General features: G+C 55.1%; 13 protein-coding genes. 7 read left to right on the top strand and 6 right to left on the bottom strand.

Annotated features, from left to right (window positions below):
* The first annotated feature begins 295 nt into the window (after window positions 1–295).
* The 6 genes from PJE062_RS08645 to PJE062_RS08620 all read left to right on the top strand — a co-directional run bounded on the left by PJE062_RS08645 (window position 296) and on the right by PJE062_RS08620 (window position 5,076).
* Complete coding sequence (locus PJE062_RS08645) at window positions 296–1,000, top strand: SDR family oxidoreductase (RefSeq protein ID WP_008548813.1); 705 nt, start codon at window positions 296–298, stop codon at window positions 998–1,000.
* 869 nt (window positions 1,001–1,869) lie between these two features.
* Window positions 1,870–2,181, top strand: coding sequence for a chorismate mutase family protein (locus PJE062_RS08640; protein ID WP_008548209.1), 312 nt, complete (start codon window positions 1,870–1,872; stop codon window positions 2,179–2,181).
* A gap of 222 nt (window positions 2,182–2,403) precedes the next feature.
* On the top strand, window positions 2,404–3,411 hold the full coding sequence (gene sppA, locus PJE062_RS08635) for a signal peptide peptidase SppA (protein WP_037036398.1): 1,008 nt from the start codon (window positions 2,404–2,406) through the stop codon (window positions 3,409–3,411).
* Window positions 3,404–3,703, top strand: coding sequence for an integration host factor subunit beta (locus tag PJE062_RS08630; protein ID WP_008548293.1), 300 nt, complete (start codon window positions 3,404–3,406; stop codon window positions 3,701–3,703). The genes sppA and PJE062_RS08630 overlap by 8 nt, the downstream gene beginning before the upstream one ends.
* 15 nt (window positions 3,704–3,718) lie before the next feature.
* Window positions 3,719–4,069: a lipopolysaccharide assembly protein LapA domain-containing protein gene (locus PJE062_RS08625; RefSeq protein WP_208608922.1), complete on the top strand. Its 351-nt coding sequence runs from the start codon at window positions 3,719–3,721 to the stop codon at window positions 4,067–4,069.
* A gap of 44 nt (window positions 4,070–4,113) precedes the next feature.
* Window positions 4,114–5,076, top strand: a complete 963-nt coding sequence (locus tag PJE062_RS08620; RefSeq protein WP_008548785.1) for an ornithine cyclodeaminase family protein — start codon at window positions 4,114–4,116, stop codon at window positions 5,074–5,076.
* Between the two features lie 21 nt (window positions 5,077–5,097).
* Here the strand turns inward: PJE062_RS08620 and PJE062_RS08615 are convergent, their stop codons facing one another.
* Window positions 5,098–5,736 (bottom strand): trimeric intracellular cation channel family protein, encoded by a 639-nt coding sequence (locus PJE062_RS08615; RefSeq protein WP_008548234.1) that lies wholly within the window; start codon window positions 5,734–5,736, stop codon window positions 5,098–5,100.
* A gap of 153 nt (window positions 5,737–5,889) precedes the next feature.
* Window positions 5,890–6,477 carry a TetR/AcrR family transcriptional regulator gene (locus tag PJE062_RS08610; protein WP_008548808.1) on the bottom strand — a complete coding sequence of 196 codons (588 nt, stop codon included), beginning with the start codon at window positions 6,475–6,477 and terminating at the stop codon, window positions 5,890–5,892.
* A gap of 158 nt (window positions 6,478–6,635) precedes the next feature.
* On the opposite strand from PJE062_RS08610, the gene PJE062_RS08605 reads away from it, so the two are divergent.
* Complete coding sequence (locus PJE062_RS08605; protein ID WP_008548343.1) at window positions 6,636–7,580, top strand: alpha/beta hydrolase; 945 nt, start codon at window positions 6,636–6,638, stop codon at window positions 7,578–7,580.
* Window positions 7,581–7,674: 94 nt separating this feature from the next.
* Here PJE062_RS08605 and grpE read toward each other — a convergent pair whose 3' ends face one another.
* From grpE to addB, 4 genes are all read right to left on the bottom strand, one after another.
* Window positions 7,675–8,319 carry a nucleotide exchange factor GrpE gene (gene grpE / locus PJE062_RS08600; protein WP_037036490.1) on the bottom strand — a complete coding sequence of 215 codons (645 nt, stop codon included), beginning with the start codon at window positions 8,317–8,319 and terminating at the stop codon, window positions 7,675–7,677.
* Between the two features lie 198 nt (window positions 8,320–8,517).
* Window positions 8,518–8,838 (bottom strand): thioredoxin, encoded by a 321-nt coding sequence (trxA, locus tag PJE062_RS08595; RefSeq protein ID WP_008548703.1) that lies wholly within the window; start codon window positions 8,836–8,838, stop codon window positions 8,518–8,520.
* Window positions 8,839–8,951: 113 nt separating this feature from the next.
* Window positions 8,952–12,422 (bottom strand): double-strand break repair helicase AddA, encoded by a 3,471-nt coding sequence (gene addA, locus PJE062_RS08590; RefSeq protein ID WP_008548572.1) that lies wholly within the window; start codon window positions 12,420–12,422, stop codon window positions 8,952–8,954.
* Window positions 12,422–15,544 carry a double-strand break repair protein AddB gene (addB, locus tag PJE062_RS08585; RefSeq protein WP_008548197.1) on the bottom strand — a complete coding sequence of 1,041 codons (3,123 nt, stop codon included), beginning with the start codon at window positions 15,542–15,544 and terminating at the stop codon, window positions 12,422–12,424. Before addB ends, addA begins: the two co-directional genes overlap by 1 nt.
* Window positions 15,545–15,685: the final 141 nt, after the last annotated feature.

The raw sequence follows: 15,685 nt of genomic DNA, 5'->3' as shown, positions 1-15,685 counted from the left end.
TGCGTAGCTTCATCCGAAAACCCGTGTCCTGTTTTCGGCGATAGGCTCTAAATCACTGAATCTCACGGCACGTGCCTGTACTCGCGATTTTTATACATAGTTATTTTCAACCAGTTAAAAGTAGAAGTATTTTATTGAAATCAGAGCAATTGAGTTCCTCACGTTTCCGTTAGGAACGCAAATGACAGAATTACTATGCCCTCCGCCCGGTTTCTCTCAGGGTGATGACAAATCGTCACTTGATTTCTTGCACCGCAGAAAATGGAATGGTCCTGAATAATTTCAGGAGGGTTTCATGAGTGATTTGAAAGTCGCGCTTGTTGTTGCTGGTGGCAGTGGCATGGGTGCAGCAGCTGCACGCAAGCTGGCAGAGGACGGATACAAGGTTGCTATCCTCTCCTCCTCAGGCAAAGGCGAGAAGCTGGCTGAAGAGCTGGGCGGTGTTGGCGTGACCGGCTCCAACCTTGAAACAGTTGACCTGCAGCGCCTTGTTGATGCAGCTATGGAAAAATGGGGCCGCATCGATACTGTTGTGAGCAGTGCTGGCCATGGCCCAAAAGGACCGATCCTTGAGCTGACAGATGAAGACTGGGCCAGAGGCATGGACTTCTATCTGATGAACGTTGTCCGCATCACCCGCCTTGTAACGCCAATCATGGAAGCGCAGGGCAAAGGCAGCTTTGTCAACATTTCCACCTATGCGCTGTTTGAGCCTGAAGAACTGTTTCCTACCTCTGGCGTGTTCAGAGCGGGCCTTGCCGCCTTCACGAAGCTGTTTGCGGACAAGTATGCGGCTTCAAACATCCGCATGAACAACGTGCTGCCAGGCTTCATTGATAGTTTGCCAGAGAAAGAAGAGCGCCGGAATCGCATTCCAATGGGTCGCTATGGCACCTCTCAGGAAGTGGCTGATCTGATTTCTTTCCTTGCCGGAGACACCTCCAGCTACATGACAGGGCAAAATATCCGCATTGATGGCGGTATTACGCGTTCAATCTAGGTTGGATAATTTTGTCAGGGCTGGCTTCGCATTTTGCGGAGACTGACTTTGCGATGATTAAGCAAGAAGGTCTTAAAGTAGCGAGACCTAAAAGGGGCGGAAACGCCCCTTTTTTAATGCGACAACGCATTCCCCTAAGGTAAGAATAAAGCAAATTCTGTGATCTACAGCATTTACATGCCTTCAATTTTAATTAATGTAAATATGAATTCACTTTAATCAAAATAAATATAATAGATAAGCAATAGTAAATTGATGAGTATTTTTAGTATCAACTTTTAATTTGCTATATACCACCTAAGATCGAGTCATATTTCGAAATTTTCTATTTCTGATTTCTATTTATCTTCAAGTAACGTCTGTATATTACTTTACGCAGCGAGCAAGAGAGTATCCCATTCTCTCAAACTCTACTGTGCTGTTTGTCTTGGAACACGAGCGAGACCAATAACAATAATAAGGTCCGTTCTGGTTCAGGACTTCGGAATGCCCTCGCGGTCCGCCCGAAACCGCAGGGCTAACTGGAAACCCGTTTTACGCCGTCCTTGCAGCAATCGGCTTTGGGTTTCCAACAGCGCGCGATGAACTATGCCCCTAGTTCTCGCGTCAAGAATTAAGATCACTGAACCTGTCGGTTTTCAGAGCAACCGATGAAACAGTGGCCCAAAAAAGACGAAAAGTCCAACTGGCCCCATGGCCGATAAGATCCCGTTCCGTTCTCAGCTCCCCCCCACCTCCTGATGAACGGAACGGATTTTTTATGCGATAATCATATGCCGGTTGCGACCCGGCAATTATTTCGGGTATGACATTTCAAAAGGTGGCATTTCCCAGCCGCTTCATTTAATTCGATAGGCAGCAAAAAACTAATGAAAACCTCTGCTCGTGAATGTCAGAACATGGCTCAGATCCGCGCTGAAATTGATCGCCTGGATTCAGAGCTTATCACCCTGTTTGCAGAGCGCTGGACGTACATTACCCGCGCTGCGGAAATCAAAAAACCGATTGGCCTTGCTGCCCGCATTGAAAGCCGCGTTGAAGAGGTGGCCAGTAATGTGAAGGCGCATGCCCGCGAAGCCGGCCTGAACGAAAAAACCTACGAGACGATGTGGCGGCACCTGATGGAAAGTGCGATTGCGCACGAAGAAGACCTGATGGAAGCAGAGGAAAACGTAAAATAACATAGTATCGCCATTTTCTCTGGCATCTTAGTCGATTAGCATTGCAACCAGAAATTTCGGAGATTTGACAGGCTGTGTCCCCCAAATTAACCGTTTGGCAGTGACAAAGCCTAATTTATGGTCGTGTTTTTACCGCCTGCAGAGAAAGAACACTTGGCTTATTCAAAAGCTTAGGTATTGTTTCCCTATAGTCGCTTAATTGAGTTTGACCGGGAAGACCCCATGAGTCTAGACAGTGACGTTCTTATTGATCGTAGGCGCCTGAGACGTAAAGTTTCATTCTGGCGTGTCGTTAGTTTTTTAGCACTGGCAGCATTGCTGTTGTGGGGTGGCGCCGAGGCAACCGGCCTTGGAGAGCTCGCCCGATCCGAAAAACATATTGCTCGCATCGAAATCAGCGGACCGATCACCTATGATCGCCGCCAGCTGGAAATGCTTGAAGCAATTGCCAAGGATGACACCGTGCAGGGCGTCATCGTTTCCATTAATTCCCCAGGTGGCACTACATCCGGCGGTGAAGCGCTGTATAACGCGCTGCGCAAGATTGCTGAGAAGAAGCCTGTGACAGCGTCCATCACGACGCTTGGCGCTTCCGCTGCTTATCTTTCTGCTATCGCCAGTGACCACCTTGTTGCTCAATACACCTCTTTGACCGGCTCAATTGGTGTTCTCTTCCAATACGGTAACGCGAAGGGCCTGCTCGACAAGATTGGTGTTGAGATGGATGCGATCAAAAGCGCGCCATTGAAAGCTGAACCAAACTTTTATGAGCCAGCTACACCTGAAGTGAAGGAAGCCTTGCAAGACATCATCGACGATACCTATATGTGGTTCGTTGGGCTGGTTGCAGAACGCAGAGGCCTTTCCCAGGAGCGTGCACTTCAGCTTGCCAATGGTCAGGTTTACACCGGGCATCAGGCAAAAGGACTGGAGCTGATCGATGAGATTGGTGGCGAACAGGCTGCGCATCAGTGGCTTATTGAGAAAAAAGGGCTTTCCAGTGATTTGAAAATTATCGACTGGAAACCAGAATCAGACGAACGGACACTCCCGTTCCCTGCAAATTTATTAGGCTTTTTGGGTAGTGAGAACCAGAATTTGATACACTCACTTCTCAAAACAGCAAAAAGTGTCGTAGATTCAAGCCTACCGCTTGACGGTCTCGTGTCTGTTTGGCAGGCTCCGGATGCGGCAACAGTCTCAGCACTTGGGGGGGCAAAGCATGATTAAATCGGAATTAGTTCAGACTATCGCGGAGCGTAATCCGCATCTCTATCAGCGTGATGTAGAGAATATCGTAAACGCCATTCTTGATGAAGTTACCGAAGCGCTGATGCGCGGTGACCGCGTTGAGCTGCGTGGCTTTGGTGCGTTCTCCGTGAAGAACCGCCCTGCACGCGTGGGACGCAACCCAAGAACTGGCCAGAAAGTTGAAGTTGGCGAAAAGTTCGTTCCGTTCTTCAAAACCGGCAAAGAAATGCGCGAACGGCTGAACGACGGCACGGATCACGGCGAAGACTGATCCTGGAGTAATAAATTGGCTCGTTTCCTTCGGAACCTGCTGCTTATCCCTATAGCAGCTCTACTTGTTGTACTCGCGGTTGCGAACCGGCATTCCACGCTGATTTCGCTTAACCCCTTTAATCCAGAGGATCCGATGTTGACCTTCAACATCCCGGTTTTCTGGTTACTGTTTGGCGCTGTTGGACTGGGCGTGGTGCTCGGCGGTGTGGCGACCTGGATGCGACAAGGCCGTTTCCGCAAGGAAGCTCGCGTACAGCGGCGGGAAGCGAACCAGCTTAAACATGAAGCGGATTCACTGCGTAAGGTGGCACAGGGTGACATTGCACCTGGCCTGCCATCACCAGACCATAAAAAGGCAGCCTAACCGCTTTATTACTCTGCCCTGAACGCTGAAAACGGGGATTGCGAATGCGGATCATCACTGCTCAGGAAATTGAGGAGGTGATGAACTTTCGTGATCTTCTTGAAACGCTGAGACGTGCTTTTCGTGTTGGTGCGGTGGCCCCTTCCCCGCTCACACAAAGAATTGCACGTCCTACCGGCCTCGACGACGGCTCTCTCACCATTTCTTCCGCATGGCATGACTTTGCAGCTCAGGACACCATTGAGCGCGGGTTTATTGGAACGCGGATCGAAAGCTCGCTTCCGGGCGCTCAGGAACATCAATCCCCCAGTGTTGCAGGTGTTTACCTCTTGCAGTCCGGCAAGACCGGGACACCGCTTGCGTTGCTTGATGGCAAAGCGCTGGTGAACTGGCGTACGGCGGCCACATCGGCGCTGGCTTCCTCCTACCTCTCTCGTGAAGATTCCTCCCGTCTGCTGATGGTGGGGGCTGGTAGCCTTGCGCCGTATCTGATCGAAGCGCATGCCTCTGTGCGGCCTATCAAGGAGGTTCTGGTGTGGAACCGGAGTCCTGCCGGGGCTCAGCAGTTGGTGGATGCCATGCAGGGTCAAGCCTTTACGATTTCAGCCACAACAGATCTGGGAGGGGCTGTTCGCGGGGCAGATATCGTTTGCTGCGCCACGAGTACGCATAGGCCGCTCATCAAAGGCGAATGGCTTCAGGAGGGCACGCATCTGGATCTGGTGGGCTCGACGCATGCGGATCAGCGGGAGTGCGATAATGAGGTGATCTCGCAGGCGCGGCTGTTCCTGGACAGCTATGACACGACGCCGACGACTGCTGGAGAGCTGAAGGAGCCGCTGGCGGATGGGGTGTTGAACCTGCAGGACATTGCCTCTGATCTGGCAGAGCTGTGTCAGGGAGACCGGGCGGGTCGTCGCTTTTACGAGCAGATCACGCTGTTCAAGTCCACGGGCACCGCACTGGCTGATCTGGCCGCTGCGGGGCACGTTTATCTACGCGTTTAATCCGGATTTTCTGACGCGAGCTTAGTCGAGATCCTCAAGATCTTTCTTTCTTGGCGGTGCATAGCTCGGCAGGTGCCAGTCTCTCGCGATCGCACCACCGCGTAGTATCATCGCAACAGCAAAGCCAAGAGCAGCTGCAAGATTGCTGCCTCCTGTTACCATCAGCACTGCGGTGTACGTGGTCGCACCTGCCAGAGCTGCTGCGAGGTAGATCTCTCTTTGCAGGAGGGCGGATGGTTGGCCGGCGATGATATCTCGCAGAATTCCGCCAAATGTGGCGCTCGCAACCCCCATGAGAACAGCGATAGCAGCCGTATCACCCAGTGAGATTGCCTTCGCAGCGCCCATCACGGAGTAAGCGGCAACACCAACTGCATCGAGCCAACGCAACGGGCGGCCCCATGCTTCAACTCTATGAGCGAAGAACCACATGCCGATGGAGACGATGAGGCAGACATAGAGGTAGCTTTCGTCTTCGATCCAGAATACTGGCACATCCAGAAGCGTATCGCGCAGGGTTCCACCACCGATGCCCGTTAAGGAGCAGAAGAACAGAAACGCGATAAAATCCTGACGCAGACGTGCAGCGACCAGTCCGCCCGTCACGGCGAACACGGCCACGCCCAAAAAGTCCAGATACTGCCAGATCTCAGAATGCATCTACGTCATGCCCGCAAATTCGTTGGTTTCAAGATTGGTGGTTTTAGTCAGCCATCTTAAAAAAGCAACCGGAGAACTACACTACTTCATTTGTTGGATTTAAATAGCCCGAGATCCTGTGAAGGTTTTGGGGACAGCGCCGAGAACTTCAGATCAGCCCTGCGTTTCTTGCAGAGCTTCCGGCAGCATCAGGCCCTCCAGCGTCTCCTTGATCAGCTTCTCCATAGCCTGCTTTTCATCCTTCTCTTCAGGAGAGAGGTGCATTACGCGCATCATGGCATCAAGGCCGAACAGGAAAGCGATGACGAGGATTGAGCGGAGTTTCGCGTCGTCACCTTTGATGCTGTCGCTAAGTTCATCGACCACCTTATCGCCCAGAGCTTCGCGTATCATGGGGGCCACGGTTTCATTGCCCATGGACCGCAGGATCGCCTGTGTCGGATCCAGCGTCATCGGACCATCGAGGTTCTTGGTGGTCATGTAGTGCGCGATGCGGGCGGGGATGTTTTCCATATCGCCGATCATCAGCGGCGCCATGGTCATGCCTGGCAGCACGGCTTCGCGGAACAAGTTTTCCTTGGAACCGAAGTAGCGCGTCACCAAAGCGATGTTGGCTTCAGCGAGGTCTGCGATCTCTCTCGTTCCGGCGCCGTCATAGCCCTTTTGCGAGAACTTGGCACCCGCCGCTTGCAGGATGCGGTCTTTGGTTTGCGCTGCATCTCGTTGTTTATTCTGGGACATTCAGGTCGCTCCGGCCACTGTAAGCCACTGCTTACATTTATTCTTGACTCTAAAGTAATCCATCGCTTACTTTTCTGTCAATAATGTAAGCGTGCGCTTACTAAACCTAAATACGTCCCGACAGGTCGTTATGAACCACGAAAGAATGGAGAGACCAGATGATCACGATTGACCAGAGCGCGTTTAAACCCGGCAAGAACTCAATCAGCTTCACAACAAAGGGCTACCGGATTTCTGCTGACCTTTACCTGCCAGAAGGTTTTGAGACCTCCCCTTGCCCTCCTATCATCTTTGCCCGCCCGGCAACACAGGTGAAGGAACAGGCCAGCGTTGTCTACGGTGAGAAGATGTCTGCCCGTGGCTATGCTCTGCTGGCCGTGGATCACATTGGCTTTGGCGAGAGTGAAGGTGAGATCCGCAATTACGAGAACACTGAGAACATCATTGCTGTGCTGACGGACGGCATCACCGTGTTGCGTCATCTGGATTGCATTGATGAAAACCGGATTTACGGCATGGGGCTTTGCATGGGCGGCGCCTACATCACCCGCCTTGCCTTCCTTGATAAGCGTCTGAAAGCCATCGCCACCATGTCCGCCTACTTTGACTGTGCGACAGCCTTTGCGCAGATGATGGATGAGGAAACACGCGGCCAAGCGATCCTTGGAGCAAATCTGGCGATGGAAAAATACCTGCAGACTGGAGAGGTGGATCGATATCCCGTCCTTGGCGCCATGAAACCGGGTGAGATTCCAGAGGGTACACCTCGTTATTACGCTGATGCCGTTGATTATTACATGACATCCCGCGGCGCGCTGGAGCATGCACCAAACTATTCCAACATGCTGCCAGCCTTCCAGCTGCCAATCGACCCGGCGCTGAACCATTCCCCTTATGGAGACCAGCTGACCTTGCCGAAGCTGTTCATCCGCGGATCAGACGCAGCCATCACCGGCCCACTGACTGATCTGTTCTACCCGAATGCAGCTGAGCCTAAAGAGCTGATGGTGGTGGAAGGTGCGGAGCACTTCGACCTTTACGACATCGACCAATACGTCGATCAGGTCATCGACCGCGTTGACACCTTCTTCAAGGCCAACTGAGCCATCACCCGCACAACAAAAAACGGAGGCCGATTGTCGACCTCCGTTTTGGAATTCTTTTGAGAAGCCCTCATTTGTGTGAGGGCTTTCTTTTTTAGGCTTCTTTGTCGATTGTGGAGCCTGGCTCTGCTGCTTTGTCGGCAACTGGAGCTACTTTTGGGCCGCCTTTGGAAACGCCGACCATTGCCGGGCGCAGGACGCGCTCGCCGATGACGTAGCCAGCCTGAACAACCTGAACAACGGTGTTGTTTGGAACTTCAGTGTTTGGCACTTCAAACATCGCCTGATGGAAGTGTGGGTTGAACTTTTCACCTTCTGGAGACAGACGCTTCACGCCGTGCTTTTCCAGGTGGTTGAGCATTTCGCGCTCTACCAACTCAACGCCTTCAACCAGCGCCTTCAGGTTATCGTCGTTCTCACGCGCATCATCAGGCAGTGCTTCGATTGCACGGCCAAGGTTGTCGTTTACAACCAGCATGTCGCGAGCAAAGCTTGCCACTGCGTATGCTTTTGCGTCTTTGACTTCTTTTTCAGTCCGGCGGCGCAGGTTTTCCATTTCCGCCATGGTGCGCAGAGCGCGGTCTTTCAGGGCAGCGTTTTCAGCCTGCAGTGCTTCGATTGGATCTACTTCCACAGCAGCTTCTGCCTGCTCAGCGCCATTGGCACTCGCAGCTTCCTCAACCACAGCTTCCGGATTCATCTGCTCTTCTGCCTGCGGAGTTTTGTCTTGATCGCTCATCGTCATCCCGTCTTTCAAACTTGCTCTTATTCACCGAAGAGCAAAGCAGGGCTGCCAACAGGCGCCCGTGCCAAAACTTTATTCGGTCCTTATTTAGTCACTGTTTGCCAAAAACAAAAGACCTCCGGCCACTTCCGTGACCGGAGATCCTCAGAATGCCCGATTTTACTCAGCATTTCGTTGCAGATACCCTCAAAATTATGAGTACTGCTTGATCCAATCAGCAATTTTGCCCTTTGGCTGTGCACCAACGAGGGTCGCAGCAGGCTGACCATCCTTGAAAAGGATCATGGTTGGGATTGAACGAACGCCGTAGTTCATTGCGCTCTGCTGGTTGCTGTCGATGTCCAGCTTAGCAATCTTAACCTGACCAGCCATTTCCTCGGAGATTTCTTCCAGAGAAGGCGCAATCATCTTACAAGGACCGCACCAAGTCGCCCAGAAGTCTACGAGAACAGGGGTAGAGCTCTGGAGTACTTCAGCTTCGAAGTTACCGTCTTCAACATTCACAGTGGCCATTTTTGCCTCTTTTCATAATCCAGTTTGAGTCGCCCCCAACTGAGCAAACTCTGTTGCCCTGAAAGTAAGAACGCAAGTGCCGAGCGTCAAGCGAACGAATTCTCAACATTCGGCTAGAATTTAAAAGATTTCATCAGTTCCACTGGTATTTCTATCAGCCGGGGACCTGACGTATAGAGGAGCAGTGCTCTTATTCTCTTATCCGGATAAAGCTCAGAAAGCAGTTTTCTGTAAACAGCCAGCTGCGCAACATACGTTTCGGAGACGTCCTGCACGCTTCTTGGCACATAGGCATTTGTCTTGAAGTCGAGAATGATCACTTCTTCGTCATTGACCAGCAGTCGGTCAATCAGACCGAAGATCTCGACTGGTTTGCCGTCCTCTCCGGTGAGCATGCCCTGAATAGGAACTTCGGCTCTGCCGTTGGCACTGAACAACTCAGCGAACTCAGGTGCACCCAGCGTGCCCAGCACATCATCCAGCAGACGTTCCCGTTTATCCTCAAAGCGCTCCGGCAGAGAACTGGCGAGGAACCGTTCCGTAGAGACTATGCGCTGGTCTTCCGGCAGGTCCGGCAGGAACTCGAGCAAGCGGTGGACGATGCGACCGCGGACCAGAGGCCAGTCTTCCGGCTGGCGGGCGGCTTCCAGAGCATCTTTCGGGTCTTGCTGCTCGATGCTTTCCTTTGCTTCCATCTCCTCAAAAGCGGCAGATGGCTTCAGGCGGCGGATACGTTCCGGGGCGCTGACGTTTTTGGAAATCCAGTCGGGCATCGCTGCCTGTTGCTGGCTTTCTGCCTTTTCGGACTGCGGCAGGACCGGTTCTGGCTTTTCGATGCCGCCCTTGGTCCAGATCCATGCGGACACTTCACCATTGGCATCTGTTTGCTCGCGCGCTTCCTCAATCAGACCATTGCGGGTAAGTGTGTACCAGCATTCATCGTGAGGGCCGCGCTTGGGTGACCAACCACAGACAACGAGACGATCTTTTGCGCGGGTGAGTGCCACATAAAGAAGGCGGCGGTATTCTTCCTTCTGTTCATCCGCCAGCAGCTCCAGCGCTTCCTCATGCCAGGCTGTGCGCTGTGCTTTGTTGGGCAGCCAGACGAGAGCGGGTGCTGCTTCCGTATCCCCTGCCCGCTGCTTTTCAACCATGACCGGCGCGTGCAGACTGGAGACGGGCGCGTTACAGCCATCAGCGAGGATAACGTAAGGCGCTTCCAGACCTTTGGAGCCGTGGACTGTCATGATGCGGACCATGCCCTTTGCGGCGTTCAGCTCTCGCTTGATCTCGGTCGGCGCTTCCGCCAGCCATGCGAGGAAGCCTTCCATGCCCGGCGTGCCGCTCTTCTCATAGGTGAGCGTCAATGAAAGGAACTCATCAAGCACGTCATCGACTTCTGTGCCGAGGCGTTCACGGAACTTCTGGCGATAGCCGTCTGTGCCCATGATTTTGGCGTAGAACTCGAACGGCGGCACGAAGTCGGCGCGGTCACGCCAGACTTCCAGCTGCTTGCGGACGGTCTGCCACTTCTCGCTGTTCTCTGATTTTCTCAGCAGCTCGTGCCAGAGGGTGCCCGGCCTTGGAACACCCGGTGTTTCATGGGCGATCTCGAAGAGGTCGTCATCCAGCAGGCCGAACAGCGGGCTTTTGAGAACGCAGGCGAGAGACAGGTCATCTTCCGGCAGCAGGATGAAGCGGCCCAGCGCGACGAGGTCTTTGACGGCGATGTGGTCTGTCAGGACAAGACGGTCAGAGCCAGCGGCAGGTACATCCAGGCGTTTGAGTTCGCGGTTGAGTGCCTCCACAAACGGGCCTCGCTTGCGGACGAGGACGAGAACATCTCCCGGCCCAGCGATGTTGCGCTCATCCCAGTCCTTGATCTGCTCGGCAATACGGGTGGCGAGGCGCAGCATGGGGTTGCCGGTGCCGATGGCGTCAATCGGCTGTGTCCAGTCGTCTGGTTCCAGCGTTTCAACGGCTTCTTCCAGTGGCCAGATTTCGACGCGGCCCGGATCGTTGTGGCGGATGGCTTCGTGCACCGGAGCGACGTTGTCCTGAGACAGGCCTTTGTAGGTTTCCGGCGTGTCGAAGACCTTATCGACCGCGCCTAGCACATCCGGTGTGGAGCGGAAGGAGAGGTTGAGCTCGATGCCCTCGAAGTTCTTCTGTGCTTCTTCAGCACGGCGGGCAAAGAACTTGCGCATTTCGGCGAAATAGGCTGGGACGGCGCCCTGGAAGGAGTAGATGGACTGCTTCTCGTCGCCTACCGCGAAGATGGTGCGTACTTTCTCTCGTGCGCCATCACCCGCGAAGAATTCTTCTGCCAGTGCGCGGATCACCTCCCACTGGCGGGGGCTGGTGTCCTGCGCTTCATCCACGAGGATGTGGTCGAGGCCTTGGTCCAGCTTGTACTGCACCCATTGAGCAGCTTCTGCACGGGACAGGAGCTGCGCAGATTTCACCACCAAGTCCTCAAAGTCGAGGTAACCGCGACGGAGTTTTTCCGTCTCGTAGTAGCGCAAAACCGCATCTGAGAGGATGAGGATCGCTTTGGTGCCGGATACCGTTATGACGGCGTTCTGGTGTTGCAAAGCTTCCAGCACACGCAGTTGCTCAGCGAACAAACGCTCGACAACTTCTGGGAAGGCGGTTTGCACCTTCTTGGTGGCGAGGGATTTGCGAGGGCCGAGGGTGCCTGTGAGGAAGATCTTCAGCCATGCAATGCGCCAGGCTTCGTCGCTTTTGAGCGTGATTGCCTGATCCAGAGCATTGGCGCGGTCCTGATCTGTCTTGGAGCCGACGCGTAAGGCTTCTGCAAACGCTTTTACTTCGTCGTCAGTGAGAGAACATTTCCGTCGCAACGCAGATGCAAAGTCAGATATATCATCCTCCGGCATGACGGAGAAATCAGCGTATAGCGCGGAAACAGCGCTCTCCAGGTCCCCATAAGGAGCAACCCAGCGGTAGAACGCATCGCGGCGGCTGATCAGCTCTGAGAGGGCTTTCTCAACACCTGAATCCGGTAATAGCTCGATTAGCTGGGACAGGGCTGACCCGATATCGGACTCCGGCTCAATCTCGGCACGGTGCAGGATGCTGGCGCGGGCTTCATTGAGCAGCTCTTCAGCCAAGCGGTCATCGAGCACGGAGAAGTGGCCTGCCACGTTGGCTTCCAGCGGGAACTGGTGGAGCAGTGCTTCACAGAACGCGTGGATGGTCTGGATCTTCAGACCGCCCGGCGTTTCCAGCGCTTTTGCAAAGAGGCGGCGGGCGTTTGCCAGTTGCTTGGGCGAGGTTGGTCGGCCTTCGATATCCTCGATCTCGGCAGCCAGTTCGGCATCGCTCAGCTGTGTCCACTTGGCGAGGGAATCGAACACGCGGGTTGCCATCTCTGCAGCTGCTGCCTTGGTGAAGGTGAGGCAGAGGATGCGGGATGGGTCGGTGCCGGACAGCAGCAGGCGAACCACGCGGCGGGCGAGCACGAAGGTTTTGCCAGAGCCTGCGTTGGCGCTCACCCATGCTGAGTTTTCAGGGTGTGCTGCGCGTTGCTGGCTATCAAGGGTTTTTGCTGGGATATCCATTATGCGTCCTCCCCGTCTTCTCCGAGGGACCATTCCTGCACGCGAGCGAGATGATCATAGGAGGCGGCCCATTCCCTCTCCTTCAGCACACGCGCTCTGGAGAGATAGCCTTTGCGCGGGTTCTCATAGGCGGCGACGAGCTGTTCCAGACGTTTCCATGCTTCTTCTGAGAGCTCTTCGGCTGTGCTTTCCTTTGGCACGCGGCTTTCCAGCTTCACGGCATCGCTACCGCCTTTAAGCTGGATGTAGAGCATGTCGGAGATGGGCATGTCGTGGGGCAGATCCTCAAAGCCTTTACGGCGGATCATGGCGACTTCCAACGGCAACTGCGGTGAGAGCAGCGCTTCCACTTGTTTGGCGGAGGGTGGCTGGCCGGTTTTGTAATCCACGACGCGCAGGGTGTTGTCTTTCATCTGGTCGATACGGTCTGCACGGCCTGTGAGGGTGAAGTTGCGTTCCGGGCGTGGCATTTCCACTTTGCCGTACTCTTCAAGGAAGCGGTCATAAATCTTGGGTGCCACTTCACCTTCATAAGCGACAAACTCTTCCGCGATACGCTCAAAGCGCGGCCACCACAGGGCGCGGATGGCCGGGAAGGCGTCGAGTGGGCGGAACAGGCGGCCTCCCTCGGTCAGCAGGGCGCGGACGGCTTTTTCATCAAACGGGCCATCCCAATCCTCAAGGAAGTTGGCCAGCGCATCGTGGATGATGTTGCCTTTGTCGGCAGCTCCCGGCTCCCCGCCAATCGGGTCCACCTCATCCAGTTTCAGCACGTGCCTGGCGTAGATGAGGTATGGATCGCGGATCAGGTTTTCGATGGCTGTTACAGAGAGCTGCACCGGACGGGCTTCTACCGGTGGCTTTGGTTCCGGGCGTTTGGCTGGGCGCACTGGTGTTTCAGAGCGGTCCAGCACGTGGGCCATTTCCGTGTAGCGTTTGCCTTTGGCGCGCATCTGTTGCTCAACGCTTTGGCCTGCCAGCGTGACAATACGCTGGAGCCAGCGGGAGGCCACGGTTGGGGAGCCATCTACACGCTCAGAGCGGGAAAGCACCACTTCAGGCGCACCAAGGTTCCAGAGGAAATCGTGGGCGGAGGTACCAATTTTGCGTTCTGGCGGATCGAGACCGATCTGCCCCTTCATCGGGCGGTTGAGCCATGGATCGTTACGGGTGCGCTGTGGCCATGTGCCTTCATTCAAGCCGCCCAGCACAACGAGATCGTAACGCTGCAGGCGGGCTTCCATGGGGCCGAGCAGGTGGATACGCGGATCAGCTGGTGTACGAGAGCGAACGGCGCCGCCGGTGATGAGGGCACCAAACACACCGGGCCATTCATTGGCAGGCACGCAAAGGCCTGCGGCGTCAGCTTCCAGTAACGACGTCAGAGTTTCGGCAAGCGCCTTACCATTTTCGCCACTGAACAGCTCTTCGGTGGAGCCGTTTTCATCAGCCCCGAGGAGCAGGACGGCATCCACATGAGTTTTGATGATGTCTTCGACCGGGATCTCATTTGGATTTTGCAGCAGGGCTTCCAATGGGCCGAGCGCTTGCTCTAGACGGTCCAGCAGGGTGTTGATGGCGTCCCAGTCTTCCTCCACCAGCTTGCGCCAACGGGCAACAGGTCTGTCGGCTTTCTCCATAGCCTGATCGTGGGCTGCTTCCACGGCTTCGCGCAGACCGCTCAGGCCCGGCCTTGGATGTGGGCCACGCAGGACGCCGCGTTCCAGTGCACGGGCAGCGGAGCGGACTTCTTTGGCTTTCATGCCGAGGAAGGCGAGCGGGTGTTTAAGCAGGGCCAGCAGGTTGACCGGATCAAGCCCCTGCAAAGCCAGCTTTGCCGTGAGGATCGCAAGCACCATGGGCGGTGTTTGTTCCAGCGGGCGACCTGCGGTGTCATCTACAATGATGCCCCAACGAGTCAGCTCGGATGCCACGCGGCGGGCCAGTGTTCTGTCTGGTGAGATCAGTGCCGTTGTTTTGCCTGCTTCCACCGCTTCGCGCAGCAGCAGGGCGATGGAGAGGGCTTCTTCCGCCTCGTTGCGCGCTGTGATCAGCTGCGTCCCTGCAAAGGCGGTTTCACGGTGTTCTGCCAGTTCTGAAGTGAAGAAGTTCTGCCACTCTTCGGTCGTTTCAGCCGGGCGGAGCGCTTCGTTGACGATCTCGCAGCGCAGACGTAGGGCTTCGCTTTCCGGCGCACCGAGCTGAGTAACGTCTTCCCGCTTTACGCCCAGCGCCAGCAGCAACTGGCGGAGGCTGTATTGCGGATGCCCCGGCACGCGTTGTGGCTCCGACGGGCTGCCAAGTGCCTCCCAGCTTTCTGCATCCATACCCCTATCGAGCGCTGGCAGCACCAGTGCACCGTTTTCAAGGCTGAGCACGGCTTTCATCAGCTCGGCAGTGGCCGGGAAGGAACCGGTTGCCCCTGCTACGATCACCGGACCGCGTGGCGGGGTGGTGCGCAAGCGAGCGGCTTCTGCTCGGATGAGAGCTGAGCGGCGCTCCTTCGGGTCCATCATGCCGATGGCTTTCAGGTGCTCGGGCCACAGATCGGTGACGATCTTCAGGAATTCCAGCGTGATCTTCCAGTATTCGGCATGATCTTCCGGAACGAGGCTACCCAGTTCTGCCCAACTGGCTTCTTCTGTCTGCACCTCATCCATCAGTGTCAGCAGATTACCTGCAAGCCATGCGGCATCCGCGGAGGACGCTGGCACACGGGCGGGGTCATCTTCTTTGAGCTGCAGGATCTGGCGGCGGAGCTGGCCCTTCCATGCCCAGACAAGACGGGTCATGGCCAGTTTGCGCTCCATGGTGGACATGGCAGGCGGCAGTGCCTCACCATCTCCGTGGCCTTTCAGGATGTGCTCTTCCTCATCCACGTCGCCAAGCGGCAGGATTTTGGGCAGCAACGCAGCTTTAGCACCCAAAGCTTTGCGCAGGACATCCGGCAGGGTTCTGGCGGCACGGCGGGTGGGCACATAGATGGTGACATCGGCCAGCGCCAGCGGATCATCATCCGCCTGAAAACCCGGGATCAGCTGGCCTGAAAGCAACGCTTCCACAGTAGCCTGCAGAAATGGCGTGGATGGAGAAACGCTGAAAATGTTTGGGGTGGCCGCCACCGGAGCCTCCTGAAAAGAACCGAATGCTCCTTTTTAATAGAGTTTTTCGCGGAGCACACAGCAAAAAGCGTGGTGAGTTTTTATATCCCCGCGAGATTGGTGATGAACCTGACTGCTTTTGTTTTTCACGGTGCATCCGCA

Source organism: Pseudovibrio sp. JE062 (assembly GCF_000156235.1).
In the GTDB taxonomy this organism is placed as follows: domain Bacteria; phylum Pseudomonadota; class Alphaproteobacteria; order Rhizobiales; family Stappiaceae; genus Pseudovibrio.
Note: the sequence above shows the minus strand (reverse complement) of the source record. Positions and strands in the feature narration are given on the sequence as shown.